Annotated in this window: 28 protein-coding genes and 1 pseudogene; 24 read left to right on the forward strand and 5 right to left on the reverse strand. The window is 63.6% G+C overall.

Features of this window, described 5'->3' with window-relative positions:
* Nucleotides 1-4: 4 nt before the first annotated feature.
* From secB to AB870_RS02355, 3 genes are all read left to right on the forward strand, one after another.
* A complete protein-coding gene (gene secB / locus AB870_RS02345) occupies nt 5-511 on the forward strand; it encodes a protein-export chaperone SecB (RefSeq protein WP_010804753.1) in 507 nt (168 codons plus the stop codon).
* Nucleotides 512-573: 62 nt separating this feature from the next.
* Complete coding sequence (locus AB870_RS02350) at nt 574-1,593, forward strand: NAD(P)H-dependent glycerol-3-phosphate dehydrogenase (protein ID WP_047906786.1); 1,020 nt, start codon at nt 574-576, stop codon at nt 1,591-1,593.
* Between the two features lie 84 nt (nt 1,594-1,677).
* On the forward strand, nt 1,678-2,220 hold the full coding sequence (locus tag AB870_RS02355; RefSeq protein ID WP_047906787.1) for an O-acetyl-ADP-ribose deacetylase: 543 nt from the start codon (nt 1,678-1,680) through the stop codon (nt 2,218-2,220).
* Here AB870_RS02355 and trmL read toward each other — a convergent pair.
* Nucleotides 2,202-2,672 carry a tRNA (uridine(34)/cytosine(34)/5-carboxymethylaminomethyluridine(34)-2'-O)-methyltransferase TrmL gene (gene trmL / locus AB870_RS02360; protein ID WP_047906788.1) on the reverse strand — a complete coding sequence of 157 codons (471 nt, stop codon included), beginning with the start codon at nt 2,670-2,672 and terminating at the stop codon, nt 2,202-2,204. The genes AB870_RS02355 and trmL overlap by 19 nt on opposite strands.
* 63 nt (nt 2,673-2,735) lie before the next feature.
* A complete protein-coding gene (locus AB870_RS02365; RefSeq protein WP_053059533.1) occupies nt 2,736-3,302 on the reverse strand; it encodes a ComF family protein in 567 nt (188 codons plus the stop codon).
* A gap of 476 nt (nt 3,303-3,778) precedes the next feature.
* Here AB870_RS02365 and AB870_RS02370 point away from each other — a divergent pair, with 476 nt between their 5' ends.
* The 9 genes from AB870_RS02370 (at nt 3,779) to AB870_RS02410 (ending at nt 14,109) form a co-directional block, all read left to right on the forward strand.
* Nucleotides 3,779-4,699: a methyltransferase domain-containing protein gene (locus AB870_RS02370; RefSeq protein WP_047906789.1), complete on the forward strand. Its 921-nt coding sequence runs from the start codon at nt 3,779-3,781 to the stop codon at nt 4,697-4,699.
* 361 nt (nt 4,700-5,060) lie between these two features.
* On the forward strand, nt 5,061-6,167 hold the full coding sequence (sbnA, locus tag AB870_RS02375; RefSeq protein WP_237170028.1) for a 2,3-diaminopropionate biosynthesis protein SbnA: 1,107 nt from the start codon (nt 5,061-5,063) through the stop codon (nt 6,165-6,167).
* On the forward strand, nt 6,164-7,192 hold the full coding sequence (sbnB, locus tag AB870_RS02380; protein WP_047906790.1) for a 2,3-diaminopropionate biosynthesis protein SbnB: 1,029 nt from the start codon (nt 6,164-6,166) through the stop codon (nt 7,190-7,192). The genes sbnA and sbnB overlap by 4 nt, the downstream gene beginning before the upstream one ends.
* Nucleotides 7,189-8,658 carry an adenylosuccinate synthetase gene (locus AB870_RS02385; protein WP_084663246.1) on the forward strand — a complete coding sequence of 490 codons (1,470 nt, stop codon included), beginning with the start codon at nt 7,189-7,191 and terminating at the stop codon, nt 8,656-8,658. Before sbnB ends, AB870_RS02385 begins: the two co-directional genes overlap by 4 nt.
* 13 nt (nt 8,659-8,671) lie before the next feature.
* Nucleotides 8,672-9,595 carry a diiron oxygenase gene (locus tag AB870_RS02390; protein WP_071386825.1) on the forward strand — a complete coding sequence of 308 codons (924 nt, stop codon included), beginning with the start codon at nt 8,672-8,674 and terminating at the stop codon, nt 9,593-9,595.
* A gap of 411 nt (nt 9,596-10,006) precedes the next feature.
* Nucleotides 10,007-11,053, forward strand: coding sequence for an ornithine carbamoyltransferase (locus AB870_RS02395; protein ID WP_157112208.1), 1,047 nt, complete (start codon nt 10,007-10,009; stop codon nt 11,051-11,053).
* Complete coding sequence (locus tag AB870_RS02400) at nt 11,050-12,333, forward strand: threonine synthase (RefSeq protein WP_064674752.1); 1,284 nt, start codon at nt 11,050-11,052, stop codon at nt 12,331-12,333. The genes AB870_RS02395 and AB870_RS02400 overlap by 4 nt, the downstream gene beginning before the upstream one ends.
* Entirely contained in the window at nt 12,330-13,289 is a 960-nt protein-coding gene (locus AB870_RS02405; protein ID WP_047906793.1) for an NAD(P)/FAD-dependent oxidoreductase, read from the forward strand. Before AB870_RS02400 ends, AB870_RS02405 begins: the two co-directional genes overlap by 4 nt.
* Nucleotides 13,290-13,464: 175 nt before the next feature.
* A complete protein-coding gene (locus tag AB870_RS02410; RefSeq protein ID WP_047906794.1) occupies nt 13,465-14,109 on the forward strand; it encodes a flavin reductase family protein in 645 nt (214 codons plus the stop codon).
* On the opposite strand, the gene AB870_RS02415 is transcribed toward AB870_RS02410, so the two are convergent.
* Nucleotides 14,073-15,005, reverse strand: coding sequence for an autoinducer binding domain-containing protein (locus AB870_RS02415; RefSeq protein WP_053059535.1), 933 nt, complete (start codon nt 15,003-15,005; stop codon nt 14,073-14,075). The genes AB870_RS02410 and AB870_RS02415 overlap by 37 nt on opposite strands.
* Before the next feature lie 657 nt (nt 15,006-15,662).
* Here AB870_RS02415 and AB870_RS02425 point away from each other — a divergent pair.
* The 7 genes and pseudogenes from AB870_RS02425 to AB870_RS02450 all read left to right on the forward strand — a co-directional run bounded on the left by AB870_RS02425 (nt 15,663) and on the right by AB870_RS02450 (nt 20,885).
* The gene (locus AB870_RS02425) at nt 15,663-16,136 is read left to right on the forward strand and encodes a DUF2244 domain-containing protein (RefSeq protein ID WP_047906796.1); all 474 of its coding nucleotides are present in this window, start codon (nt 15,663-15,665) and stop codon (nt 16,134-16,136) included.
* Nucleotides 16,137-16,177: 41 nt separating this feature from the next.
* Nucleotides 16,178-17,392: pseudogene (gene coxB / locus AB870_RS02430) on the forward strand (cytochrome c oxidase subunit II); the annotation flags it as partial.
* Nucleotides 17,393-17,438: 46 nt separating this feature from the next.
* Nucleotides 17,439-19,031, forward strand: a complete 1,593-nt coding sequence (gene ctaD, locus AB870_RS02435) for a cytochrome c oxidase subunit I (protein WP_047906798.1) — start codon at nt 17,439-17,441, stop codon at nt 19,029-19,031.
* 2 nt (nt 19,032-19,033) lie between these two features.
* Entirely contained in the window at nt 19,034-19,153 is a 120-nt protein-coding gene (locus AB870_RS27020) for a cytochrome oxidase small assembly protein (RefSeq protein WP_237170029.1), read from the forward strand.
* Nucleotides 19,154-19,771, forward strand: a complete 618-nt coding sequence (locus AB870_RS02440; protein ID WP_047906799.1) for a cytochrome c oxidase assembly protein — start codon at nt 19,154-19,156, stop codon at nt 19,769-19,771.
* Complete coding sequence (locus AB870_RS02445; RefSeq protein ID WP_044453744.1) at nt 19,764-19,985, forward strand: DUF2970 domain-containing protein; 222 nt, start codon at nt 19,764-19,766, stop codon at nt 19,983-19,985. The genes AB870_RS02440 and AB870_RS02445 overlap by 8 nt, the downstream gene beginning before the upstream one ends.
* A gap of 39 nt (nt 19,986-20,024) precedes the next feature.
* Nucleotides 20,025-20,885, forward strand: coding sequence for a cytochrome c oxidase subunit 3 (locus tag AB870_RS02450; RefSeq protein WP_047906800.1), 861 nt, complete (start codon nt 20,025-20,027; stop codon nt 20,883-20,885).
* 303 nt (nt 20,886-21,188) lie between these two features.
* Here AB870_RS02450 and AB870_RS02455 read toward each other — a convergent pair whose 3' ends face one another.
* Entirely contained in the window at nt 21,189-21,392 is a 204-nt protein-coding gene (locus AB870_RS02455; RefSeq protein WP_044453748.1) for a twin transmembrane helix small protein, read from the reverse strand.
* Nucleotides 21,393-21,536: 144 nt separating this feature from the next.
* On the opposite strand from AB870_RS02455, the gene AB870_RS02460 reads away from it, so the two are divergent.
* The 5 genes from AB870_RS02460 to AB870_RS02480 all read left to right on the forward strand — a co-directional run bounded on the left by AB870_RS02460 (nt 21,537) and on the right by AB870_RS02480 (nt 25,958).
* On the forward strand, nt 21,537-22,262 hold the full coding sequence (locus AB870_RS02460) for an SURF1 family protein (RefSeq protein WP_047906801.1): 726 nt from the start codon (nt 21,537-21,539) through the stop codon (nt 22,260-22,262).
* A 79-nt stretch (nt 22,263-22,341) separates the two neighbouring features.
* Nucleotides 22,342-22,986: an SCO family protein gene (locus tag AB870_RS02465; RefSeq protein ID WP_047906802.1), complete on the forward strand. Its 645-nt coding sequence runs from the start codon at nt 22,342-22,344 to the stop codon at nt 22,984-22,986.
* 117 nt (nt 22,987-23,103) lie between these two features.
* Nucleotides 23,104-24,303, forward strand: a complete 1,200-nt coding sequence (locus AB870_RS02470; protein WP_047906803.1) for a COX15/CtaA family protein — start codon at nt 23,104-23,106, stop codon at nt 24,301-24,303.
* Between the two features lie 16 nt (nt 24,304-24,319).
* Nucleotides 24,320-25,225 carry a heme o synthase gene (cyoE, locus tag AB870_RS02475; protein WP_047906804.1) on the forward strand — a complete coding sequence of 302 codons (906 nt, stop codon included), beginning with the start codon at nt 24,320-24,322 and terminating at the stop codon, nt 25,223-25,225.
* A gap of 127 nt (nt 25,226-25,352) precedes the next feature.
* Nucleotides 25,353-25,958, forward strand: a complete 606-nt coding sequence (locus AB870_RS02480; RefSeq protein WP_047906805.1) for an SCO family protein — start codon at nt 25,353-25,355, stop codon at nt 25,956-25,958.
* A gap of 82 nt (nt 25,959-26,040) precedes the next feature.
* Here AB870_RS02480 and cydX read toward each other — a convergent pair whose 3' ends face one another.
* Complete coding sequence (cydX, locus tag AB870_RS02485; RefSeq protein ID WP_047906806.1) at nt 26,041-26,157, reverse strand: cytochrome bd-I oxidase subunit CydX; 117 nt, start codon at nt 26,155-26,157, stop codon at nt 26,041-26,043.
* Nucleotides 26,158-26,170 lie beyond the last annotated feature (13 nt).

The raw sequence follows: 26,170 nt of genomic DNA on the forward strand, positions 1-26,170 counted from the left end.
CGAAATGTCCGACCAGAATCAGCCGTTTTTCAGCATCCAGCGCGCCTACCTGAAAGATCTGTCGCTCGAGCAGCCGAATTCGCCCGCGATCTTCCTCGAGCAGGAGATGCCGACCGTGGAAGTGCAGCTGGACGTGGCAGCAGAACGCCTGGCCGAAGAAATCTTCGAAGTCGCCGTGATCGCCACCGTGACGGCCAAGATCAAGGACAAGGTCGCGTTCCTGGTCGAAGGCAAGCAAGCCGGTATCTTCGAAATCCGCAACGTGCCGGTCGAGCAACTCGATCCGCTCATCGGTATTGCCTGCCCGACGATCGTCTACCCGTACCTACGTGCGAACGTGGCCGATGCCATCAGTCGCGCAGGCTTCCAGCCGATTCATCTGGCGGAAGTGAATTTCCAGGCGCTGTATGAGCAACGCCTGGCGCAACTGGCCGAGCAGCAGGCAGCCAACGGCGAGACGCCGGCCCCGGGCATCGTGATGCCCGACGGCTCGTCCGCCCAGACCCACTAAGCGCTTGCGCTTCATCGACGCCATGGCCCGCCTGTGCCGGTGATGGCGTCGAGGTCTCCCTCATGAAGATTGCCGTATTCGGTGCAGGTGCCTGGGGCACCGCGATGGCGAGTCACATGGCAGCACGCCATGACGTCGTTCTGTGGGCGCGCGACGCCGCGCTGATGACACAGTTGACCGCCACCCACGAGAATTCCGCTTATCTCCCCGGCTCCCCGCTGTCCCCCCGTTTGCGGTTCGAGTCCGATTTTGCGACGGCGATGGCGCATGGCACGGGCGAACGCGCCTTGTGCGTTGCCGCCGTACCCGTGGCGGGTCTGCGTACGCTTGCCGGCCATCTGGCGCGGGCCGGCGATGTGCCGCAGAACCTGGTCTGGCTGTGCAAGGGTTTCGAGGCCGATACCGGCCTGTTGCCGCATCAGATCGTCGCCGAGGTTTTCCCGTCGGTCGCCGGCGGGTCGCTGTCCGGCCCGAGCTTCGCGCGCGAAGTCGCGCAAGGGCTGCCCGCCGCGCTGACGATTGCGAGTGCGGCCCCGACCCTGTGTGAACTGACGATCGCAGCGTGCCATTTTGGCGCCCTGCGTATCTATTCGAGCAACGATCTCGTTGGTGTCGAAGTTGGCGGCGCCGTGAAGAACGTGCTTGCGATTGCGACTGGCGTAAGCGATGGCCTCGGACTTGGTCTGAACGCGCGCGCCGCATTGGTTACGCGCGGTCTGGCCGAAATGACGCGACTGGGCGTGGCACTGGGCGGCAAACCCGAGACGTTCATGGGACTTGCCGGCATGGGCGACCTGATCCTGACGGCAACCGGCGATCTTTCGCGCAATCGCACGGTCGGATTGCAGCTCGCGTCGGGCAAGTCGCTGGACGAAGTCCTCGCATCGCTGGGGCACGTGGCGGAAGGCGTACGATGTGCGCGTGCGGTCCGTGATCTGGCACGCGCGCATGGGGTCGAAATGCCGATTACCGACGCCGTGTGTGCAACCTTGTTCGATGGGCTGCCCGCTCGTGCGGCGGTCGAAGCGCTGCTGCGGCGCGACGCCCGCGCAGAACGCGAAGACGACGGCCAGCCGGGCTGACCTGTTGGCACCGGCGTCCCGCCGGTCCGCGCATTCCCCCGGCGGCGATCCCGTCGTCGATACACGCACAACGGAGTCAGGCCCATGTCGCAAGGTTTCCCGTCTCACGTTCGTCTTCACGCCTCCCGGGGCGACATCACACAATCCACGCTCGACGCTATCGTCAACGCCGCGAACGAGTCGCTGCTGGGTGGCGGCGGCGTCGATGGTGCAATCCATCGCGCCGCGGGACCAGCGCTTCTCGAAGCCTGCCGCAAGCTGCATGGCTGCCCGACAGGGCAGGCGAAGCTCACGCCTGGATTCCGCCTGAAGGCGAAGTTCGTGATTCATGCCGTCGGCCCCGTCTGGCATGGCGGGGCCAACGACGAGCCCGCACAGCTTGCAAGTTGCTATCGCGAAAGCCTGCGTCTGGCAGCCGGGCAGGGGTGCCGCAGCGTCGCGTTCCCAGCCATCAGTTGCGGAGTCTATGGGTACCCGGCGGAACTCGCCGTGCCGCTGGCGGTGTTCACGGTGCGCGATGCGCTACCGCACTACCCGGGTATCGAACATGTCGAGTTTGTGTGCTTCGACGACGCGATGCTTGCTGCCTACCAGCGCGAACTCGCGAGTCAGGATCCGCCAGCGTAATCCTGCTGACGCCACGCCTCGAACACTACGACCGCGACCGTATTCGACAGATTGAGACTGCGATTGCCCGGGCGCATGGGCAGACGCACCCGTTGCGTTGTCGCGAACGTGTCGAGCAGTTGCGGGTCGAGGCCGCGTGTCTCGGACCCGAAAACGAACCAGTCGCGGGGCGAGAACGCAAGCTCTCCGAATGGGCGGGAACCGCGTGTGGTCAGCGCGAACATGCGTGAAGGGTCGGGCGCTTCCGATGCCAGAAACGCCGCCCAGTCCCGATGCACTTTCATCTCCGCATACTCGTGATAGTCGAGCCCGGCACGCCGCATGCGCGCATCGTCGAGTGGAAAACCGAGCGGTTCGATCAGATGCAGTCGTGCGCCCGTGTTGGCGCAAAGGCGAATCACGTTGCCGGTATTCGGTGGGATTTCGGGAGAGACGAGAACGACGTTGAACATAAGATCTGGACAGAGTGAATAGGGCAGTCAATGAGCCGGTGAATGGGACGGCAAACCAGGTGGTCAGGATGACGTGCGATCCGGCGGGGCGGCGTTGGCCGCCGTTCGGTTGTGGTTTGGCGGCGTACGCAACACGACGGCGGCAAGCACATGGGCAGCACCGGCCCGTTTAAGTGCGGCAGCGGCTGCGTCGCAGGTCGCGCCCGTGGTCATCACGTCGTCGATCAATACGATGTGGCGACCTTTCGCGCGCTCGCCGGCCACGAAGACACCGCGTAAATTCCGTCGACGCTCGTCGCGGGAAAGGCGTCGCTGCGCGGCCGTGGTCCGTTCTCGATGCAGGACGTCCGCGCTGGACGGCAGACGCGCCCGGCGCGAGGCGACACGCGTCAGCTCCCATGCCTGATTGAAACCGCGCGACGCCAGCCGCGAGGCCGCTAGCGGCACGGGCACCAACAGCGGCGTTTCGTGATCGCGGAAGCGGTCCGCGAGCGCCTCTCCGAGGCGTTCGCCGAATTCTCGCGTGAGCGGCAATGCACCATGGTATTTCAGACGAATCATCAATGTATCCAGCGGCGCGACGTAATCTGCGAGCGTCAGGGCCGCGTCGAATGCCGGACGGTACGTCAAGCACTGTCCGCACAGCGTTGAGGTTGGGGTGCGGCAAATTGTCGCACTCGTTCCGTCCTCCGCCAACGTCTGCCGCGGCAACGCGATCGCGCACTGTACACATCGCGCAGGCATGACGGCATGCGACGCATCGAAGCCGGCCGCGCACGCTTCGCATATCTGCCGCGACGCGCGCCGGCGGCAGACGGCGCAATGATCGGGCAACGCCATGCGCAGCAGTCTGCCCGCGAGCCGGGCCGGTGTGAGGAGAGGGAAGGGAAGCAGGGGCACGGCGTTGGATGTGAGCGAAGGTGGAAGAGGGCTGAAGAAGGCTGAAGAAGGCGGAACAGTGCCATCGGCGAGCTGGCAGCCGCGGCGATCCGAACGCACATTCACCTTGGTCGCGCCGGTGACTGGATATACCCGGGCGGCTGGCCGGTGCCCGATGCGCTCCGACCGCAACGAGTATACTGCCGACTCGTCTTTTCGCCTGTCCCATGAAGCCCTCCGACGCTCCCCAAACCCAGTCCTCCGCGTTCCCTGCACGCTTCTTGCGCTCGGCTTTCGACCGTCGCGCGCCGAACTGGCACGACGCCGATTTCCTGATGCGGGAGGTGGCGTCGCGGCTGGCGAGCCGGCTCGACTACATCAAGCTCAAACCGAAACGCGTGCTCGACGCCGGTTGTGGCACGGGCGGCGATCTGCTGAGTTTCGGCGAGCGCTATCCCGACGCGTATTGCGTGGGACTCGACGCGTCCTTCGCGATGGCCAGGGCGGCTGCGGCAGCGCGTGCACCCACGGGCTGGCGTCGTTTGCTGCGAAGCGCGCCCCCCTACGGTGTGGTGCAGGCCGATTTTGCGGCGCTGCCGTTTGCGCCGCGTTCGTTCGATCTCGTCTGGTCGAACCTCGCGCTTCACTGGTATCGCGAGCCGCACCGCGTGATCCCCGAATGGCATCGTGTGCTGACGACCGACGGCCTGCTGATGTTTTCGGCGTATGGCCCGGATACGTTGCGCGAATTGCGTGCCGCGTGGGCGCAAGTCGATAGCCTGCCGCACGCGCTGGAGCCGACGGACATGCACGATCTGGGCGACATGATGGTGGCGAGCGGATTCGACACGCCCGTGACCGACATGGAGCGGCTCACGCTGACGTTTGAATCGCCCGATACGTTATTGCGCGACGTGCGCCTGCTCGGCGTGAACCCGTTGCCGGAGCGTCGTCAGGGGCTCACGGGGCGGGCGCGGCTGGCGGCGTTGCGTGCGGCGCTGGAGCGTCAGCGTGGTAGCGACGGCACCATCGCCCTGACGTTCGAACTCGTCTACGGTCACGCCTGGAAGGTCCCCGAAAAGACCGATGCCGCCGGCAATGCCGTCGTGCGTATTCAGGACATCGGACGTGGCGGCCGGCCCCGCTGAGACGAGGTAAGGGCGGTCGATCGCCTGTCGCGAACGTTTTCTTCGCGCGCTCGCCTGCCTTGTCTTTGACGTTCGCACCCTCGGCGGAAATGCCCGCCGGCTGCCTTTCCTCGTTTCCTCCCAATTTCTGCGCCGCATCGCGTGAATGACGTCACGCGTCGATGCTCGCGCTCGACTCGACTTGCCTCGCCGCAGCCTGCGTCCTACACGACCATGCAGGTGTTCTGCGCTCGCCGGCTTCGCTTAAATGGTGATTCACGGCGTGCATCGGCGCAGAAGGTTTTCGAGGGCCAGCATCTCGATTTCGGCGCGCTTTCCACGCCTTCGCGTCGCCAGAAGGCGAACTTCCGGGAGGTGGGCAGTGAGTTATCAGCACGATACGTGGGCGGTGCCGCAGCGGGGCGAACCTGCGCGATGCGACCGGTCTCGCGGGGCGCCGATGCTTCGCGTCGACGGCGAGTTCCTGCGTCCCACCGTTCCCGTGTTCACGGCCATCGACGGCCTGTGTCCGGCGACGGTCCATCTCAAGCTCGAAGGACTGAATGCCGCGGGATCGATCAAGCTGAAGACGGCGCTGCAATTGATCGACGACCTGGAAGCGACGCATCGGATTCACGCGAACACGCAGATCGTGGAATCGTCATCCGGAAATCTCGGGGTAGCGCTGGCGATGGTGTGTGCCAATCGCGGGTACCGGTTCACCTGCGTGACAGACCCCAATACGTCGCGGCAGGCGGTGAAAGCCATGCAGGCGGCGGGTGCCCGTGTGGTGAAGGTCGAGCGGCGTGATGCACAGGGCGGATATCTCGCAACACGGATCGCGTGGATTCGCGAACAGGTGGCCCGCGATCCACGTTGTCTGTGGGTCAACCAATACGCGAGTCCAGGCAACTGGCGCGCCCATTTTCGCTGGACGGCTCCCGAGATTTTCTCGGCGCATCCCGACGTCGACCATCTCTTCGTGGGTGCGGGAACGACAGGCACATTGATGGGGTGTCTGCATTATGTGCGCGCGCATCGTTTGCCGACACGCGTCGTGGCCGTCGATGCCATCGGGTCCGTCACGTTCGGTGGCCCTCCGGGGTCACGCCGGATTCCGGGGCTTGGCACGAGTTGCCGGCCACCGCTATGCGATTCGCCGGATGCGGAGCCGCCCGATGCCATCGTCCACGTTGCCGAGCAAGACACCCTTCGTATGTGCCACATGCTGGCAACGCGAGGCCTCGTTGCCGGCGGCTCGACGGGAAGTGTACTGAGGGCCATTCAGATGTCTGCGGCGAACATCGCGGCCAGCGACACGGTGGTCGCCATTGCCCCTGACATGGGCGAGAAGTATCTCGACACGATTTACGACGCCGAGTGGGTAGCGAGGGAATATTCCGGCAGCCCGGACAATGCATCGTTCGGCACCTCGGGCACGGCCGCAACGTCCGATTCCATAGAAGTCGTCTCCCCGTCCCTGTCATGAACCGACTCCCGAATCCGCAGTTTCGCGTGTTCACCGGCGAGCAGATCGGCGCCGCGGTGCGCGATGGAAAACGCGACGTACTCGACACGGTCGAAGCCGCTTATCGCGCGCACCACGCTGGCCGAACGGTCAATCCGCAAAGTCAGTTTCTCCGCTTTCCCGATGCACAGCGCAATCGCATCATCGCGTTGCCAGCGCATATTTGCGACGACGCCAGCGCAGGTGTCACCGGCATCAAATGGATTTCGAGCTTTCCGGAGAACATCGAGCGCGGTGTGCCGCGCGCCTCTGCCGTGCTTATCCTGAACGATGCCGAAAGCGGGTATCCGATGGCCTGCATGGAGGCGAGCATCATCAGTGCCGCACGGACGGCAGCCAGCGCCATCAGCGCGCTGCGGTGTCTGACACGCGGCGATACGTTGCGGCGCCGCCGCGTGGCGTTCATCGGGGCGGGCGTCATCGCGCGGCATGTGCTCGAGAGTCTGCCGCTTGCGGCGCTGCCCGTGGGCGATATCGTGGTTCACGACCTGAACATCGGCTACGCCGAGTCGCTCGCTGCCCGAGCCAGAACACACATGGGCTTCGATAGTCGTACCGAAGCCTCGCTGGAGCGCGCGGTGCGCGAATCCGACGTGATCGTATTCGCAACGACGGCGGCTTCGCCTCATTTACGGGACCCCGACTGGTTTTCGCACTGCCCGGTGGTGTTGCACCTGTCGCTGCGCGATCTTGCACCGCCCATCGTGCTGGCCTCATACAACGTGGTTGACGACATCGATCACTGCCTGCGGGCGATGACGTCGTTGCACCTCACGGAGGTGGCAACCGGGCACCGTCGTTTCGTCACGACGTCGTTGCCACACTTGCTGTGCGGCGGCGAGCTTCCCGCAAGAGATCGCCCCATTCTCTTTTCACCCTTCGGGCTCGGCATTCTCGACATAGCCGTCGGGCACTGGCTCTACCAACGCCTGGCTGCCAGGCAAGCCCCTGTTCCCCGCTTCTTCTTCGATATGCAACGCGCATGACCACAGCTTCCCACTGCCCCTCATTTCCCTCGCACGACAACGTTTCGCCACTTGCCGAAGGATTCGCCGACGTGCTCGTCGGTTTGCAATATGGTGACGAAGGCAAGGCCAAGATCATCGACGCTCTCGCGCCGGAGTACGACGTGATTGCCCGCTTCAACGGCGGTGCAAACGCCGGTCACACCATCGATACACCCCAAGGCAGGATCGCGCTCAAGCAATTGCCGTCCGGTGTTTTTCACCCGCATGCCGCGCTCTATATCGGATCGGGTTGTGCCATCAATCCCTGGAAACTGGCCCACGAAATCGAGCAGGTGCGCAAGATGGGCATCTCGCTTGAAGGACGTCTTCATATCAGCGCGCGTGCGGCATTGGTGCAGCCGCATCACATCGTCATGGACAGGCGCGGGAGCGACGCGATCGGCACGACGGGCAACGGCATTGGTCCTTGTTATGCGGACCGCGCGCTGCGTGTCCGTAACGACACGCGCGTCAATTTGATGCTCGGCGACCTACTGGACAACGAGACGGACACCGTCGTTTCGATGCGAGACATTTTCACGCGCATGATTAACGCGGATGGCGGCACTTCGCCATGGGTGGCAGAAATGTCCGATCTGCTATTGGGCCTGCCGCGTGCGGCTCAGGTGCTGCGTGCCTACATCGAACCGGATCGCGGATGGCTCACGAGTCGCGTCAAGGCGGGCGCGAAGGTGCTGTTCGAAGGCGCCCAGTCGGTTCTGCTCGATGTCGTCGACGGCAGCCAGCCGTACGTCACGTCGAGCCATACGGTGCCGGCCTACGCGTACGTGGGCGGCGACCTTTCCCCGAAGTATCACCGGCGGACCATCGGCGTGGCCAAAGCCATCATGTCCCGTGTCGGGCGCGGGCCATTTCCTTCGGAGTTGGGCGGCGAACGTTCGGCGCAGTACTGCCACGACGCCTCTCTGTCGAAGGTCGGCAAGGACGAGGAGCAATCACGTTTTTCCGCGGAAAAATTGCTGCGTTCGAGCGACCCGTTCGACATCGGTACCGCACTTCGCATGCTTACGGGCGAGTACGGCACGGGCACCGGTCGACCGCGCCGCATTGGCATGCTCGATCTCGCGCAGTTGCGCGAAGTCATCAAGACGCATGGTGTGGACTGCGTCTACCTCAACAAGGTTGATTGTCTGGCCCACTACGCGAATTCGTCTTATCAGGGGGTGCCGGTGCGAGTACATCGCGGCTCGGTCTCCGGAGACGGCATGCCCAATGTCCTGATCTACCACGGTCTGACGGAGCAATCGCTGACGCTCGGACGCGAGGGGACACTCGACGCTGTCATGAACGGCTTCATCGACTTCGTGGAACGGCATATCGGCGCGCCGCTGACCGGCCTTGGCCTCGGCCCCGAGCGTGCCAGTCTTGTGTCGCTCGACGCGCATTCGCCCGCGCCCGTAGCGGCGGCCTTGCCGCATGTCTGATGCCGGAGACGAAATGAGCGAAACGAGAATCGTGGATTCGTCGCGTGCATCGTGGCCGGAGGTCGCGGCGGTCACACGCAGCGAAACCGAAGCGCCGTTCCCGCCGCTGTTGCCTGGACATCTGTTCTTCAATGTGTCGCTGATGCCCTATGCATTGCATCCGCTGGTGTGCGACCTTGGACAGGTGGCGCGACAGCGGCTGAGCGCATTACGGCTTGAGGACTATCTGAACAAGACCGAGCGCGTCGAACTTTACATCGTCAATCGGGCGATCGAAACGATGTTGGACATTCCGGGGATCACGTCCGTCAGCCGTGACGACCTGCTGGCGATCTACACGGACGAAGGGTTTCATACGTGGATGATGGAGCGGTTCCGACGGAAATTCCAACGTGTGACGGGGTACTGTCTGAGGCAGCGGCCATCCCCGAGCATGTCGCGGGTGCTCGCCATATGCGATCGGACATCGGTGCGGCATCGCGATGTGGCTGTCGTGGCGGCGGCGTCGGTGACGGAGACGTTGATTACGGGCACGTTGCGTCAGGCGGGCGCGGGCGACGACATCTACCCGCCGGTACGTACGCTGCTCGCGGAACATGGCGCGGACGAAATGCGACATCAGGCGGCGTTCGTCCGATTCGCCGGTGATTGGGTGCCGGCGTTGTCGCACGAGGAAAGAGAACTCCTCGACGCGCTCTTGCCCGAACTCATGGTGGCCTTTCTGTCGCCGGAATTGCCAATGTGGCGCGATCACCTGCTCGCGGTCGGGCTGAATGCAACGCAGGCGGATCAAGTGCTTCGCGAAAGCATCGAACCGCTGGACGTCGGCGTCCAAATGATGGAGGCGGCGCTGGTACCCCGGCGCCTCTTCGAGCGCCTGGGGTTATCGTGCGCCGAACGCTTTGCGCGGCATGCGAGCCGATGGCGGCCGCCTTGAAGAATCACCGACACGCGAACGACACGCCAACGAGACATCAACGAGACGCCAACGAGACATCAACGAGACGCCAACGAGACATCAACGAGGCACCAACGAGGCACCAACGAGGCACCAACGAGGCACCAACGAGGCACCAACGAGGTACCAACGAGACACCAACGAGACACCACGAGACACCACGAGACACCACGAGACACCACGAGACACCACGAGACACCACGAGACACCAACGAGGCAACAACGAGGCAACAACGAGGCACCAACGAGGCACCAACGAGGCAACAACGAGGCAACAACGAGGCAACAACGAGGCAACAACGAGACGCCAACGGGACATCAACGAGGCATCAACGAAGCATCAACGGAGCATCAGTGAATTGCTGATGAAGTGTGATTCTGGGAGGATGTGTGACCTGTCATTGGCTCGCCCCCGATTTGACGATGAGTGCGCCGGACTACCGGGCGCTGCTCGACGCCGCGCTGTCGTTCAAGCGTCGCTACCCTTTGCACACCGAGGGCGCCCTTCGGAACAGAACGATCTACTTTCTGTTCTACAACCCTTCGCTGCGCACGCGAAGCAGTTTTCTGTCAGGGTTGGCGCGATTGGGAGGCAACGCCATTGTGCTCGATCCGCACAACGGGATTTACACACCCGCGCTGCCCGATGCGGAGATCCCTTATTCGACGGAGCGGATTTCGGACGTGGCGCGCGTACTGTCGTCCTACGGCGACGGGATCGCCATCCGCATGTACGGAGCGCCGGCAGGGTGGGTCTATGGTGCAGCGCATCGGCACCTCGAAGCGTTCGCCGAGTCGAGCCGGGCGGCGGTCATCAATATGGAATGCGACCGCTTTCATCCGTGTCAGGCGCTCGCAGACATGATGACCTTGCGTGAGCGGCTGGGGGAATTGGCGGGGCGTCGGCTTTGTATCAGTTGGGCATACTCGGGAAGCTGGCACAAGCCTGTCGCTGTGCCGCAAAGTCTGTTGCTCGCGGCAGTCAAATCCGGAATGGACGTCACGCTGGCTCACCCCGCGCCGTTCGCCCTCGATCCCGAGGTGATGGAGGCCGCCAGACAGTTCGCACATCGAGCAGGCGCCCAGCTCCGGGTGACCGAAGACCTGCGCGATGGCGTGGCCGGGGCGCACGCCGTCTATGCGAAGTCATGGTGCAGTCTCGACCATTTGCCGCAGCGCTGCGGAGAACCGGTCGACGAAACGGCGATGCGCGATGTCTTCGAGCGGCATCGCGACTGGTGTATCGATGCCAATCTCATGCGCCTCGCGGCACCGCAGGCCGGATACCTCCATTGTTTGCCGGCAGACCGCGCACAGGAGGTGAGCGACAGCGTGATCGAAGGTCCGTCGTCCTGGGTTTTTCAGCAAGCCGAGAACCGGCTTCACGCGCAAAACGCCGTGATGACGCATCTGCTCAATCCGGGGGCGCTGTCGTGATTCCATCCTTCTCGTACCGCTACGCATGTGTGCGCTGTGCGACGCCACAGGCATGGGGCGCCATCCGGTATCGCTGCCACGTCTGCGGCCAGAATCTGCGCGTCGAGCGAAAGGCGGGGGCGGACTCGCCATCGGCGGTCGATATCCTGAACGCATTTCACCGGAGCGAAATGCATGGCATGTGGCGATACGCCGCGCTGCTGCCCGTGGAAGCCCATTGGGGGAGTCGATTGCGCGTTGGCGGAACGCCGATGATCGATTGTGGCGACGATGGCGGTGTGCATCTTTGGGTCAAGGACGACGCACGCAACCCGAGCGGCTCGCTCAAGGATCGTGCGACCGAGTTGGTGATTGCCGTCGCGCGGCGGGCCGGGTGCGCGCATGCGGTGACGGCATCGACCGGGAATGCGGGGGCATCGCTGGCATGCATCGCCGCGTCGCAGGGAATGAGGGCCACGGTCGTCGTTCCGGCGAGCACGCCGTTTGTCAAACTGGCGCAGATCCGCGCCTACGGCGCGACGATTCACAAAATCGATGGAAGCTATGACGATGCCTTCGAGATGGCACAGCGCATGGCAGACGACACGCGCGTGTGCTGCAGAAACACGGGCAGCAATCCCTTCACGCGCGAAGGAAAGAAAACATGTGCGTTCGAAATCGCGGAGGCGTTCGACTGGCGTGTGCCCGACTGGGTCATCGTGCCAACGGGCGATGGCAACATCCTGTCAGGCATTGCGGCGGGATTTCTCGATCTCTTCGCCTTGGGGGTGACATCGGCGGTACCGCGCCTGCTGGCCGCGCAGGCGGTCGGTTCGGATAGCATTTCGCGGGACTGGCGAGCGTACGACGACGAGACGAGGGCGTTGCCGGAGTCACCTACCGCCGTCATGCCGGACACGGTGGCCGATAGCCTCTCGGTGGGCCGGCCGCGAGACCACTTCGCCGCCTTGCACGCGCTTCGCGCGACACGGGGCGCCTGCGCCGCGCTGGACGACAGGCATATCGTGGATGCGTCGCGCTCGCTCGCACAGCGCTTTGGATTGTGGTTCGAACCCTCCACGGCGGCGGGCTACGCGGCGCTCCGCGCATGTCGTGCCTCGGGGAAAATCCGGCCGGGCGAAAGCGTTGTGTTGCTCGGCACCGGCAGCGGACTGAAATCGCCGGAGCGTTTCGACAGTGCGTTACCGGCAGCCCGGCCGACGAGTGCGGGCGCGCCGCCGTGGTCTGTCCATGACGATCGAAAGGCTCTCGATGCGGGCAACGCCGGAGGGCAAGCATGACCGGCCGACGTGTCATCGTGCTCGGTGCCGGTGTGAGCGGCCTGACGACCGCCGTCGCCATGTCGCTTGCCGGGTGCCGCGTCGTCATCCACTCGGCGGAGGCGCCCGCGCAGACGACGTCGGCGCTGGCCGCGGCGATCTGGCATCCGTTTTATCAGGCCCCGGATCTCGTGTACCTCGCGCGAGCGCGGCAAACATACGCGACGTTGCATCGGCTGTCCGCGGACGCGACGTCCGGTGTCAGCATGCGAACGTTGACCGAGTACTTCCGCCACGATGCCGGCATGCCGTGGTGGGCCGAATGTGCCGATGGGCTCGCACGCGTGCCGGCGACCGACGTACCGTCGCGCTTCGCCAGCGCCTATCGTATGGACGTGCCGGTCGCCGATACGGGGACTTACTTGCGATACCTGATGAACATGTTCCTTGACCTTGGCGGATCGTATGTTCAGCGCCGGGTCGAGGATCCCGCAGGATTGCTCGACGAGACCGACGTCGTCGTGAGTTGCTGCGGCTATGGCAGCCGCGAGTTCGGCGACGACGGTCTGTCGCTCTCGCGTGCGGTCGTGCTGCGCGCCAACCGCGACGACGCCGTGCGCGGGTGCTACATCGACGACTCGGATCCCGCGGCACCCACGTACATCGTCGAGCGCAATGACGACATCGTTCTGGGGGGCACGGCCGACCCCGGCCTGACGTCGACGATGATCGGAGAGCAGCAGATCGCCGATATCGTGCATCGCTGTGCCCGGCTTTGCGAGGCCGTGGCGGCGTTGCAAATCGTCGACGCCCGCGTGGGGTTTCGCCCCGTACGTCGTGCCCCACGCGTCGCGCAAGACGAGCGGCATTCACGCTTGTTTCACAACTACGGTCACGGCGGCGGTGGATTCACGTTGTCATGGGGGTGTGCCAACGAGGTCCTTCGGCTCGCGGGCGTTGGCACCGCCCGGGTTTGATCGCGTCTGCACGGCAGCCGTCGCGAAGTCGGGTCGATGCATGCGTCGGCGTGGAAGGACGACGGTCCTCGCTTCGCCAGCACGTGGTTGAGGACGGACGTGAGACACGGAACGAGGGGCGACCCGCGCGGCGAGCCCTGCGCTACAGCGAGTCAACGAGGCATGAGGAGGCACGATGGAACTGGACCCATCGACACTGGATGAGACGAGTATCTACAACTTCATGATGAGCACGATCCTGCCGCGCCCGATTGCCTGGGTAAGCACCGTCGACGCCGGGGGGCGGACGAATCTGGCGCCGTTTGCGTATTTCATGGGGGTGTGTTGTGTGCCGATGACGGTGCTGTTCTGTCCGGTCGTGCCGCCGTATCCCCGGCGCAAGAAGGACACCTTATGCAACATCGAAGCCGTGCCGGAGTTCGTCGTTAACGTGGCCAGCGCTGCCTGCATCGATGCCGTGAATCTTTCGGCGGCACCACTGCCACCCGGAGAATCGGAGTTCGATCTCACCGGCATGACGCCCGTGCCGTCCTCACGTGTGCGCCCGCCGCGCGTGAGCGAGGCTGCCGTTGCGTACGAATGCCGGGTGCGCGACATCATCGAAATCAGCGCGGCGCCTGGCGGCGGATGGGTCGTGCTGGGGACCGTGCTTGCCGCGCACGTCGACGATGCGTTGCTCGACCCCGCGACATGTCACGTCGATTTGCACGGTCTGCGTCCGGTCGGGCGTCTCGGCGGCGGGGCATTCGTAAATGCGGCCAGCGATACGTTTACGTTGACACGCTACAAGACACTCGCCGATCTGGCGACGCGCAGGTGATGCCCGGTGACGTTGGGCGGCGCGGCGTTGTCGAGCAGGCCGTAATCGCCCGCGAGCTTCGCGGCGCGATGACGGCTCGATACGTCGAACTTTCGCATGGCCGAGCGCAGATGGAAGACCACCCCGTGCTCCGAGATCGTCAGAATGCGTCCGATCTCCCACGACGTCTTGCCACGCGCCACCCATGCCAGGCACTCGCGCTCGCGCGGGGTCAGTGCCGGTGCGGCGCGACGTGCCGCGTCGCGTAGCACGATGCGCCAAACGGCGTCATGCACGTGCGTGGCCAGCACCGCCCCTGCATGCTGCCGCCACGGTGAGTGGCCGAAATTCGGCGTCCCCGGCATCCCCGGCATCCCCGTCATCCGGGGAAATTTCGGCATTCGCGGGATTGCGGGTACATGGCACAGACGGCGCATGGGTGCGTGCGATGGCGATGTGGGGAACGAGGACGAACAGGGAAACGACCGCCGGGGCGACGACAGGCACAGCGTGCCCGACGCCCCGGATGGCGCGAAGACTGGATACGTCACGCCGAAGCGCAATCCCGCCGCACGCTGCTCGTCGAGCAGACGCCGGGCGTCGGGCGACGTGTACAACCCCGCCGTCCATTCGACGGGCGTGAGTTGATGCGCCGCCAGCGATAGCGCGGGATCGATGTCCTCGTAGTGCTGCGCGTCGTACCGTTGTTGCCAGTCGCGCGGCCAGTTGCCGAGGCGTGGCGCCGCCAATGTGCCGTCGGGCAACGGGAAATGCCCGCGATAACGGAAGAAGCGCTGCCCGAGCGCGGCACAGAGCGGCGGCAGCCATGCCCGCAGGACGTCGAAATCGGTGGCGGCGCGCAAGGCGCCCAGGCCATCGGCAAACGGGCGGTAGGTGAAGCGATGCGTGGCTCGCATGGCATGACGATGTAGGGAACATGTTTCGCTTGTAGCATGTGTCCGGTACGCGTGCGCATCGCGTGCCGTTGAGCTGTCGTGAGGGGAATGCGGGGAAGGCGCCCGAACATCGCGACGTCCACACCGCCGAAGGGCGGTAGCGTTATGGCAACGCGGACAGTCGTGGACGCGATGCCGAAACGCGGGGCGCGACATAACGTCGCATGCGAAATCGGCTGCACCGTCTACTGTTGATGGATATCGGACGAATCCCGCATCGCAGCGACGAGTTTTTGCGGGGGGCGCGAGCGTGTGGCGAGTTCGATGCGGGTCATGAAGTGACGCGAAAAAGACGCGATGCACCGATCGCGCGTCTTGTCGATCAGGGTATTCAGGACACCGCAACGAGTCGCATCGTGTTGCAATGTGTCAAACCGGCGACGCATAGGGAGTATCCCGTAGTTGCCCGGCGGCTGGAATTTTTCGCTAGGGGAATTACCGGATTTCCCTTTTGCATCAATGAGTTCAGGAGGATGCTATGGCGCGCCAAATACTCGGTATCAATGTTGTCGCCTGGAGAATGCGCGTTCTATAATGCGGCAGTTTGTCGCGGCCCGGACGCAACTGGTTCCCGGCCGTCGGACATGAAAGACCCAAAATGCCCCACGGGTGACGGCGATGCTCGCAGCCTCCTCTTCCGATGCCGGACCGGTGACGAAGGAATGGACGCACAAGCGCAACTGCGCGATATCGCCGCGCCAGTTTGTCCTGTTCTACCTGTCGTTGGCCGCCGTGTCACTGGGTGTTGCCTTGATTGCGGCGTGGCGCGGTGGGTGGTTGGTCTTGCCGTTCACAGGCCTGGACTTGTTCGTGGTGGGCGTTGCGTTCGTCATTCATGCCCGGCATGCCACAGATTACGAGGTCATTCGGTTGTCGCCCGTGAGCCTTGTGGTCGAGCAACGTTCAGCACAGAGGTTGACGCAGTTCGAGTTCAATCCCCGCTGGGTACGCATCGACATCGAGAAGCCGCCGCGCACGCGCATCGTTTTGCGCTCGGGTAGCCGCTCGGTCACCGTCGGTGCCTATCTTGCGCCGCATCGCCGCGAAACGTTTGCGCGCGAGCTGCGCCGTTGTCTTGCCCAACAGGCCTGAGAGATGGAGACGATCTCGGGCGACCGCCAGGGAGGATTTGGATGGTAATTTTGGGTAAGGAAGCTATGAAAAAAACGAAACACGCCTTGGCGGCTTTCCTTGCGGGCGCCTCACTGCTCGCCGGCGCTCCGGCACTGGCGGCCGTCTCCGATATGCCGGGGGGGCCGGCCGTCAACGAACTCAACTTCCAGCCGCCGGTCACGAAACTCGCGCAAGAGCTTCACAGCCTTCACACCATGATGCTGATCATCTGCCTGGTGATCTTCATCGCGGTGTTTGGCGTGATGTTCTACTCGATCATCAAGCACCGCAAATCCAAGGGCCATCAGCCCGCGAATTTTCATGAAAGCACCACAGTCGAGGTGATCTGGACGGTCGTGCCGTTCATCATCGTGATTCTCATGGCGTTGCCCGCCACGAAGACCGTCGTCGCCATGAAGGACACCACCAACGCCGACATCACCATCAAGGTGACGGGCTATCAGTGGAAGTGGGGCTACGACTACCTCAAGGGCGAAGGCGAGGGCATCAGGTTCCTCTCCACGCTCACTACGCCGCGCAGCCAGATCGACGGCGCCGAGCCCAAGAGCAATACGTACCTGCAGGAAGTCGACAACCCGATGGTCGTGCCGGTCAACAAGAAGGTGCGGCTGATCACGACGGCCAACGACGTCATCCACTCGTTCTACGTGCCCGCCTTCGGCATCAAGCAGGACGCCATTCCGGGCTTCGTGCGCGACACGTGGTTCAAGGCGGAGAAGGTCGGCGAATATCGCGGCTTCTGTACCGAACTGTGCGGCAAGGAACATGCGTTCATGCCGGTGGTCGTGAAGGTCGTTTCCGAAGACGACTACAACAAGTGGGTCGACACGCAGAAGAAGCAGATGGCGGCGTCGGCCGACGATCCGAACAAGACCTACACCGTGCAGGAACTGATGGAGCGCGGCCAGAAGGTCTACGCGTCGAATTGCGCGGTGTGCCACCAGCCCAACGGCAAGGGCGGCGGTGCGTTCCCGGCGCTCGATGGCGGCAAGATCGTGACCGGTCCCGTGGCCGATCACGTCAGTATCGTGCTGCACGGCAAGAATGCGATGCCGACTTGGTCGCATCTGAACGACGTGGAGCTTGCGGCCGTCATTACATACGAGCGCAATTCGTGGAGCAACAAGACCGGCGACGTCGTTCAGCCGGCGCAGGTGCGCGAAGCGCGCGGCAACAAGTCGGCCAACGCGGCCGGCGCCGCGGCAGACGCAGCGAAGAACAGTTAAGTCGTTCGACCAGTTCGAAGCAAGGAGATTGGGTATGAGTTCCATCGCTCACGATCACGTGGCGGGTCACGACGATCACGCGCACGACCATCCGCACGGATGGCGTCGCTGGCTGTTCGCGACGAATCACAAGGACATCGGCACGATGTACATGATCTTCTCGTTCGTCATGCTGCTCTCGGGCGGCGTGATGGCCTTGATGATCCGTGCGGAATTGTTCGAGCCGGGCTTGCAGTTCATTCGTCCGGAGTTCTTCAACCAGCTCACCACCATGCACGGGCTGGTCATGATTTTCGGCGCGATCATGCCGGCGTTCGTCGGCTTTGCGAACTGGATGATCCCGCTGCAGATCGGCGCGTCCGACATGGCTTTCGCGCGCATGAACAACTTCAGCTTCTGGCTGCTGCCGGTCGGCGGTCTGCTGCTGATCTCGTCGTTCCTCGTGCCGGGCGGCGCGACCGCGGCGGGCTGGACGATGTATGCGCCGCTGTCGGTGCAGATGGGGCCGGGCCAGGATCTGGCGATTTTCGGTGCGCACATTCTCGGCGCGTCGTCGATCATGGGCGCAATCAACATCATCGTCACGATTCTGAATATGCGCGCACCGGGCATGACGCTCATGAAGATGCCGATGTTCGTGTGGACGTGGCTGATTACCGCCTATCTGCTCATTGCCGTGATGCCGGTGCTCGCGGGCGCGATCACGATGCTGCTCACGGATCGCCATTTCGGGACGTCGTTCTTCAACGCCGCGGGCGGCGGCGACCCGGTCATGTATCAGCACATCTTCTGGTTCTTCGGACACCCGGAGGTGTACATCATGATTCTGCCGGCGTTCGGGATCGTGTCGCAGGTGATTCCGGCATTCTCGCGCAAGCCGCTGTTCGGCTATAGCTCGATGGTGTACGCCACGGCATCGATCGCGATTCTGTCGTTCATGGTGTGGGCGCACCACATGTTCGTGACCGGAATGCCGGTGACCGGCCAGCTGTTCTTCATGTACGCCACGATGCTGATCTCCGTGCCCACGGGCGTGAAGGTCTTCAACTGGGTCGCGACGATGTGGAAGGGCGCCCTCACGTTCGAGACGCCGATGCTCTTCGCCGTGGGCTTCCTGTTCGTGTTCACGATGGGCGGCTTCACGGGCCTGATGCTCTCGCTCGCCCCGCTCGATATCCAGATGCACGGCACTTACTACGTGGTGGCGCACTTCCACTACGTGCTGGTGGCGGGGTCACTCTTCGCGTTGTTCTCGGGGTTCTATTACTGGGTACCGAAGTGGACAGGCCACATGTATAACGAGTGGCGCGGCAAGTTCCACTTCTGGGGCTCGCTCATCACGTTCAACGTGACGTTCTTCCCGATGCACTTCCTGGGGCTGGCCGGCATGCCGCGTCGCTACGCCGACTACCCGGCGCAGTTCACCGACTTCAACCAGTTGGCGACCATCGGTGCGTTCGGCTTCGGCCTGATGCAGGTGTACTTCCTGTTCTGGGTGGCGCTGCCGGCATGGCGCGGCGGCAAGGCCGCGGAAGCCAAGCCGTGGGATGGTGCGCAAGGGCTGGAGTGGACCGTGCCGAGCCCGGCGCCGTTCCACACGTTCGAGACGCCGCCGAAGGTGCATTGAGCATGGCACTCAGTCGCGAACAGCGCGCGAAGAACCTGCGCACCGGCCTGATTCTCGGTTCGGTCGTGCTGGCCTTCTTCGTGGGCGTGATGATCAAGACCAAGCTGTTGGGCGGGCTGTAGATGACTGGCCCGCGACGCATCAACGTGCGCACCTTCAGCAAGTTGTTGCTGCTGGTCGCGGTGATGTTCGGTTTCGGCTACGCGATGGTGCCGTTCTACCGTGCGTTCTGCGACCTCGTGGGCATCAACCAGCTGGGCGATCGCACGACCGGGATCAGCGCGCGCAATTCGCAGATCGACGAGAGCCGCACGATCACGGTCGAGTTCGACGCCAACGCGCAGGGACCGTTGCGCTTCAAGCCGGCGAAAAGCAGTCTGACGGTGCATCCGGGGCAGATCGCGACCATCGAGTACGAAGTGGCGAATCAGCAACCACACGAAGTCCGCGCACAGGCGATCCCGAGCTACGCACCGGCACAGGCGGCGAGCTACTTCAAGAAGATCGAGTGCTTCTGCTTCACGCAGCAAACGCTCAAGGCCGGTGAGGCCAAGGAGTTTCCGGTGGTGTTCGTGGTCGACACGAAGCTGCCCAAAGATGTGAATACGATCACGCTGTCCTATACTTTTTTCGATCTCGGCAAGAACGACGCCAATCAACGCGCGGATGCCCCGGCGGGCACGCAGGTTGGCGAGGTGAGCGCAGGAGCGGCAGGAGGAGGCAGGGGCGGCAATGGATGACCTGAAGGAGGCGACCCAGCGCAAACTGTCATTCTTCCAGACCATCGGTGCGGTGTTCTGGTCGTTTTTCGGTGTGCGCAAGGGGCGTGATCACGACCGCGACATGGCGCAGCTCAACCCTGTGCATCTGATCGTGGCGGGATTGATCGGGGGCATCCTGTTCGTCGTGGCGCTGGTGTTTCTGGCGAAGCTCGCCATCCGGCTCGCGACGTGATTGGCATAGACAAAGAGAACCAAGCCTGGAGAGATAAGAATGAGTGGTCAACACCAAACGGCGCCTTACTATTTCGTGCCGGCCCCCTCGCGTCACCCGGTGAGTTGCAGCGCCGGCCTGCTGGTGCTGCTCGGTTCGGCCGCCGCGTGGGTCAATGGACTTTCGTGGGCGCCGTGGACGGCGCTGCTCGGCCTGCTGTGGGTGCTTTGGGTGCTGCGCGGCTGGTTCGGTGATTCCATCGCGGAGTCCGAGGGCGGGCTGTACGGCAAGCGCATCGACGTGTCCTATCGCTGGGGCATGAGCTGGTTCATCTTCTCCGAGGTGATGTTCTTCGCGGCATTCTTCGGTGCGTTGTTCTACGCGCGCACGCTGGCCATGCCGTGGCTGGGCGACCTCGATAACAAGCTGCTGTGGCCCGACTTCACTGCCGTGTGGCCGAACACCGGCCCGGCAGGCGTCGTCGACGCCTTCGAGACGATGGGCCCTTGGCCGATCCCGACGCTGAACACGGCCTTGCTGTTGACCTCGGGTGTCACGCTCACGATTTCGCACCACGCGCTGCGTGCGAACCATCGCGGCAGCGCCATCTTCTGGCTGTTCGCCACTGTCGTGCTGGGCTTCGTGTTTCTCGGCTTCCAGGCCTACGAATATCACCACGCTTACACCGAACTGAACCTGAAGCTGACCTCGGGCGTGTACGGCTCGACGTTCTTCCTGCTGACGGGCTTCCACGGCTTTCACGTGATGCTCGGCGCGATCATGCTCTCCGTGATGCTGGTGCGCCTGATGAAGGGGCATTTCACGCCGAATCATCACTTCGGCTTCGAAGGAGCCGCCTGGTACTGGCACTTTGTGGACGTGGTCTGGCTCGGGCTGTACGTGGTGGTTTACTGGCTCTGACACCGCTCGCGTCGTCGATACGGTCGCAAGGCTCTGGGACGCCGCCGGATTCCGGCGGCGTTTCCATTTGCGGCCGCCGCCACGCACGGCATTGCCGGATAGGAAGGGAGGGGGTTTCGAGCCCAACGAGCGGCTGAGCGAGACCGAATGCGGCCTTATGTCGCAGCGCAGTCATCCGGGCGGCAACGGGGCGGTGTTGCGATGACCGGAGGCGTCGTCGGACGCGATTCGGCGTGAAGTGTCGATGTAAAGCAGGCAGCGGGGGTGGGTGCGGCGATTTGCCGCGGGATGGCGGTGCGGGACTCAGTATCGTATGCCCGTGCTGTGAATCCACCCCATCCAGTTGGCGAACAGGATGAGCAGAAACAGCGTCACCGACAGGCCGACGCGCACGGCAAGCGATTGCACGGTGCGGTTCGAACGGCCTTTGTCCCGCATCATGAAAAACAATGCGGACGCCAGACTGCCGAGAATCAGGACGAAGGCGATGGCAACGATGATGCGCATGATCGGTCCGATGACGGGAATTCGCCATTATCGGCCAACGCCTGCGCGCTGGCACGCTGCAATGCAGTGTAGCCGGCGTGTGTCGCAAGCCATCGAACGACAGTCGGACAAGGACCGTACGTGTTGAAAACCCTATTGCGCGGCATGCGGCCGGTTCCGGCGCTGCTGATTTTGCTTGGCGTAACGCTCACGGCGGCGCTCGGCGTGTGGCAGTATCAGCGCGCGCAGCTGCGTCTGGCGCGTCAGGCGCAGATCGAACGGGCAGAGCGGGCACCGGTGATTGCTCTTGGGGCGCAGACCTATTCGCCGGCCGATGTCACGCATCGCCGCGTGCGCGTAACGGGGCGCTTTTTGCGCAACCGCGTGGTGTACCTGGACAATCGCCCACACAACGAACTACCCGGTTTCTACGTGGTGATGGCGTTGCAGGTGTCGCCGGATCACGTAGTGCTGGTCAATCGCGGCTGGTTGCCGCGCGATCTGCGCGATCGCGAATCGATCGTGCCTTACGCGACGCCGGCGGGGGACGTCACCGTGGAAGGCATCGCCGCGCCGGACCCGTCACGCGCGTTCGAGCTGGGGCACGGCGGCTCGGCCGCAGGTTTGGTGATCCGTCAGAATCTGGACGTGGCGGATTATGCGCGCGAGACCTCGCTGCCGCTGCAACCGTTCGTCATCATGCAGACCAACGACACGGGCGATCACCTGTTGCGCGATTGGCCTGCGCCGGCCAACGGCGCGGATCGCAACTATGGTTATATGGCGCAGTGGTTCGGCATGTCGCTGATTCTGGCGCTGCTCGGGCTGCGCCTGGCGTATCGGCGTGGACGCCGGCTGGCGCCGGCCGTCGACGATTCGACGTGCCCCTGACCCGGCCGCGGCCGGCATGATCGGGCATGAAGAGCTTACGGGCATAACACGCATAACACGCATAAGGGCAAAGGTGAACATGAGTGCAGATGTGAGGACCGCCGCAAGCGCCGGGCACACCGGCGAGCCGGCCGTCGACCCCGTGCAGCGACGCCGGGCGAGACGCATGCTCGTGCTGCTGTTCGCGGTGTGCGCAGCGCCGGCCGTTGCGGCATACCTGATGTATTACGTCTTCAAGCCGCAGGGCGGCACGTCTGCCTACGGCACGCTGATCGAGCCGCAGCGGCCACTGCCCGCATTGGTCGTGCGCGACGACGAAACGGGCGAGAGCCTGCCCCTGTCGTCGCTCAAGGGCAAATGGCTGATGATCAGCGCGGATACCGCCACGTGCGACGAGAATTGTGTGAGCAAGCTTTTCTACATGCGGCAAATCCGCGTCCTGCAGGGCAACGAACGCACGCGCGTGGAAACGTTGTGGCTCGTCACGGATGCTTCCGCAGTCTCGAAGCCCATTGACGAAGCCTACGCCGATACGCGACGCCTGCGCGCCGATCCGGTGGCCCTTGCGTCGTGGCTACCCACGCAGGAGGGCACCGGCCTGCGCGACCATATCTATCTGGTCGATCCGCTGGGCAATCTGATGATGGCGTTTCCGAAGAACGCCGATCCGGGCAAGATCAAGAGTGACCTGTCGCGGCTGCTCAAATGGTCCGGGACCGGTTGAGACCAAAAGTGAGCGAACCCTCACCAACCGGCAGTGCCGGCGCAGTCAGGACCTGAAACCCGTGCCGTGCGTGGCATCGCGTCGCGCCGGACATGACGAGAAACCGACGTAAAACCAATGCTTTACCTTCTGGAACTGGGCTTCATCGGCCTGTGTATCGCGGTGCTGCCGCTCGGCTGGGTGCTGTTGCGCCGTGACGCCAACAAGTACCGCAAACTGGCCTGGGTGACGACCTTTCTCACGCTCGACCTGATCATGTTCGGCGGCTTCACCCGTCTGACGGACTCGGGGCTGGGCTGCCCCGACTGGCCGGGCTGCTACGGCACCTCGTCGCCGTTCGCGGCCCATGCCGACATCCACGCCGCGCAATTGCTGCTTCCCACGGGGCCGGTGACCTTCGTCAAGGCGTGGATCGAGATGATCCACCGTTACTTCGCCATGGCCGTGGGCGTACTCATCATCACATTGATGGTGATGGCATGGGCCAAGCGCCGCGAACTCAAACAATCGCCGTGGCTCGCCACGTGGCTGCTCGTGCTGGTATGTGTCCAGGGAGCCTTCGGCGCGTGGACCGTCACGATGAAGCTGCAACCGGTGATCGTCTCGATTCACCTGATGCTGGCGCTGACGTTGCTGGGGTCGCTGGCGTGGCTGGCGTCGCGCCAGATGCCGCTTGCCAGCGTGGCCGCCGATGCCGGAGCGTTGCGCTGGCGCTGGGCGGCGCTTCTCGGTCTGGCGCTGCTCGTCTTCCAGATTGCCCTTGGCGGATGGGTAAGTACCAACTACGCTGTATTGGCATGTACCGACTTCCCCACGTGTCAGGGTCAGTGGATACCGCCCATGGATTTCCATAACGGCTTCAAACTGTGGCGTGAGCTGGGCAAGACGGCGGGCGGCGAGGTGATCCCGATGGAGGCGCTCGTGGCCATCCATTGGGTGCACCGGACGTTTGCCGTGGTCGTGGTGTTGTATCTGGCGTGGCTGGCGAGCCGCCTGCGACGTCATGCCGCGCTCGGAAAGCTCTCGGTTCTGGTATTGATGCTGGTGCTCGTGCAATTTGCCACGGGATTGTCGAACATCGTTTTCCAGTGGCCGCTGCTCAATGCCATTGCGCATAACGGGGGGGCGGCGGTCCTGCTGCTTTTGCTCGTCATGTTAAACTACCGCATTCGCGCCGCCCGGCTCGTTCAGGAACTTGAAGCGGCGCCTGTTGCGTCCGGCCTGATGGATCAGGCAGACCTTTCGGCCCGCCAGAAGCCTCTCTCCACCGCGGAGCCGGCTGCCGCACCGCTCGGCGCCCCCACCGGCCCGGCGTAGCGCATTGCCTTCAGATATGAAAAGCACGACCCTTCCCCATCCGCCGGCCAGCCGTATCGCGCAGTATTGGGCGTTGACCAAGCCCCGCGTGACGCAGCTCGCCGTCTTCTGTGCCGTGATCGGCATGTTCCTGTCCACGCGTGGCATGGTGCCGTGGCAGGTGCTGATCGGCGGCACCATCGGTATCTGGCTGCTCGCCGGGTCCGCATTCGCCGTGAACTGCCTGATCGAGCAGCGGGTTGACGCGCTCATGCGCCGCACCGCGTGGCGTCCGTCCGCGCGCGGCGAAATCGCCCCGTGGCAGATCATCGTCTTCTCGACGATTCTGGGCGGCGCCGGCATGGTGGTGCTCTACACGTTCACCAACGCCCTGACGATGTGGCTCACCCTCGGCACGTTCGTTGGCTACGCGCTCATCTACACCATCATCCTCAAACCCTCCACGCCGCAGAACATCGTAATCGGCGGCGCCGCCGGGGCCATGCCGCCCGCACTGGGCTGGGCCGCAGTCACGGGCGCCGTGCCAGCCGACGCATGGATTCTGGTGCTCATCATCTTCGTCTGGACGCCGCCGCATTTCTGGGCGCTCGCGCTCTATCGCCGCCAAGACTACGTGAATTCCGGCCTGCCGATGTTGCCGATCACGCACGGCGAGAAGTACACGCGCCTGCAAATCCTGCTCTACAGTGTGGTGCTGTTTGCGGTGTCGCTGCTGCCGTTCGCACATCGCATGAGCGGTTATCTGTATCTCGGTTCGGCAGTGGTGCTCTCGGGCATCTTCCTCGGGTATGCCGTCAAGCTGTGGCGCAAGTATTCCGACGAGCTCTCGCGCTCGATGTTCCGCTATTCGATCGTCTACCTGTCGCTGCTGTTTGCCGCGCTGCTGGTCGATCACTACGTGCAGATCTATCTGCTGGGCTGACGCTTCGGCATACATTCGTTCGCCGCAGGCGGGATCACGACGACGGGCGCGTTACGGTATTCCTGGCCGGCGCGCCTGTTGTATTTTCGGAAGACGATTTTTCCATACGTTCTGGGGTCATGCGTTCATGAAACTTGCTGTCATCTGGTTGCGCCGCGCGATGTGGCTCATGGGACTTGCCGTGCTTCTCGCCGCATGCGGCAAGGAAGGCCCGACCTTCACGAGTCTCGACATCACCGGCAACAAGGAATTCGCGCAGGACTTCTCGTTGCAGGATCCGCAGGGCAAGACGCGCACGCTCGCCGACTACAAGGGCAAGGCCGTGGTGATGTTCTTCGGCTATACGCATTGCCCGGACGTCTGCCCGACCACGATGGCAGAGCTCAACCAGGTCATGCAGCAACTCGGCCCCGATGACGCGCAGCGCGTGCAGGTGCTGTTCGTCACCGTGGATCCTCAGCGCGATACGGCAGAACTCATGGGCCAGTACGTGCCGGCGTTCAACCCGGCGTTCGTTGGCCTGCGACCGGCTGACGATGCGGCCCTCAAGGCCGTTACCAAGGCGTTCCGTGTCGTTGTGAACAAGGTCGAAGGCTCGACACCGAACAACTACACCATCGATCACACCGCGGGCATCTATGTGTTCGATCCGAATGGCCAGTTGCGCCTGTTCATGCGTCCGGACGAGCCGGTCGACGCCATGGCCAAGGACTTGAAGACGTTGTTGAGCTGAATCGATCGCTGGCATTGTCCTCAAAAAACCGCGCCCCTGGAGGCGCGATTTTCTTTGCCGACGAGGATCGGTGCTGCCGGGATCAGCTGCCTTCCTGACTGCGGCGTTCCAGGTCGTCATGCGCTTCGAACCACATCACGTTGATGATGCCGAACGCGAGCGCGAGGCCGAGGCCGAGCATCCAAGAGAAGTACCACATGTCGCGACTCCTT

Source organism: Pandoraea faecigallinarum (assembly GCF_001029105.3).
Lineage (GTDB): Bacteria > Pseudomonadota > Gammaproteobacteria > Burkholderiales > Burkholderiaceae > Pandoraea > Pandoraea faecigallinarum.

Bases quoted from the DNA above. Each gene is read 5' to 3' on its own strand.
- secB (WP_010804753.1), top strand. From the start codon at position 5: ATGTCCGACCAGAATCAGCCGTTTTTCAGCATCCAGCGCGCCTACCTG.
- AB870_RS02350 (WP_047906786.1), top strand. From the start codon at position 574: ATGAAGATTGCCGTATTCGGTGCAGGTGCCTGGGGCACCGCGATGGCG.
- AB870_RS02355 (WP_047906787.1), top strand. From the start codon at position 1,678: ATGTCGCAAGGTTTCCCGTCTCACGTTCGTCTTCACGCCTCCCGGGGC.
- trmL (WP_047906788.1), bottom strand. From the start codon at position 2,672: ATGTTCAACGTCGTTCTCGTCTCTCCCGAAATCCCACCGAATACCGGC.
- AB870_RS02370 (WP_047906789.1), top strand. From the start codon at position 3,779: ATGAAGCCCTCCGACGCTCCCCAAACCCAGTCCTCCGCGTTCCCTGCA.
- sbnB (WP_047906790.1), top strand. From the start codon at position 6,164: ATGAACCGACTCCCGAATCCGCAGTTTCGCGTGTTCACCGGCGAGCAG.
- AB870_RS02385 (WP_084663246.1), top strand. From the start codon at position 7,189: ATGACCACAGCTTCCCACTGCCCCTCATTTCCCTCGCACGACAACGTT.
- AB870_RS02390 (WP_071386825.1), top strand. From the start codon at position 8,672: ATGAGCGAAACGAGAATCGTGGATTCGTCGCGTGCATCGTGGCCGGAG.
- AB870_RS02405 (WP_047906793.1), top strand. From the start codon at position 12,330: ATGACCGGCCGACGTGTCATCGTGCTCGGTGCCGGTGTGAGCGGCCTG.
- AB870_RS02410 (WP_047906794.1), top strand. From the start codon at position 13,465: ATGGAACTGGACCCATCGACACTGGATGAGACGAGTATCTACAACTTC.
- AB870_RS02415 (WP_053059535.1), bottom strand. From the start codon at position 15,005: ATGCGAGCCACGCATCGCTTCACCTACCGCCCGTTTGCCGATGGCCTG.
- AB870_RS02425 (WP_047906796.1), top strand. From the start codon at position 15,663: ATGCTCGCAGCCTCCTCTTCCGATGCCGGACCGGTGACGAAGGAATGG.
- ctaD (WP_047906798.1), top strand. From the start codon at position 17,439: ATGAGTTCCATCGCTCACGATCACGTGGCGGGTCACGACGATCACGCG.
- AB870_RS27020 (WP_237170029.1), top strand. From the start codon at position 19,034: ATGGCACTCAGTCGCGAACAGCGCGCGAAGAACCTGCGCACCGGCCTG.
- AB870_RS02440 (WP_047906799.1), top strand. From the start codon at position 19,154: ATGACTGGCCCGCGACGCATCAACGTGCGCACCTTCAGCAAGTTGTTG.
- AB870_RS02445 (WP_044453744.1), top strand. From the start codon at position 19,764: ATGGATGACCTGAAGGAGGCGACCCAGCGCAAACTGTCATTCTTCCAG.
- AB870_RS02450 (WP_047906800.1), top strand. From the start codon at position 20,025: ATGAGTGGTCAACACCAAACGGCGCCTTACTATTTCGTGCCGGCCCCC.
- AB870_RS02455 (WP_044453748.1), bottom strand. From the start codon at position 21,392: ATGCGCATCATCGTTGCCATCGCCTTCGTCCTGATTCTCGGCAGTCTG.
- AB870_RS02460 (WP_047906801.1), top strand. From the start codon at position 21,537: ATGCGGCCGGTTCCGGCGCTGCTGATTTTGCTTGGCGTAACGCTCACG.
- AB870_RS02465 (WP_047906802.1), top strand. From the start codon at position 22,342: ATGAGTGCAGATGTGAGGACCGCCGCAAGCGCCGGGCACACCGGCGAG.
- AB870_RS02470 (WP_047906803.1), top strand. From the start codon at position 23,104: ATGCTTTACCTTCTGGAACTGGGCTTCATCGGCCTGTGTATCGCGGTG.
- cyoE (WP_047906804.1), top strand. From the start codon at position 24,320: ATGAAAAGCACGACCCTTCCCCATCCGCCGGCCAGCCGTATCGCGCAG.
- AB870_RS02480 (WP_047906805.1), top strand. From the start codon at position 25,353: ATGAAACTTGCTGTCATCTGGTTGCGCCGCGCGATGTGGCTCATGGGA.
- cydX (WP_047906806.1), bottom strand. From the start codon at position 26,157: ATGTGGTACTTCTCTTGGATGCTCGGCCTCGGCCTCGCGCTCGCGTTC.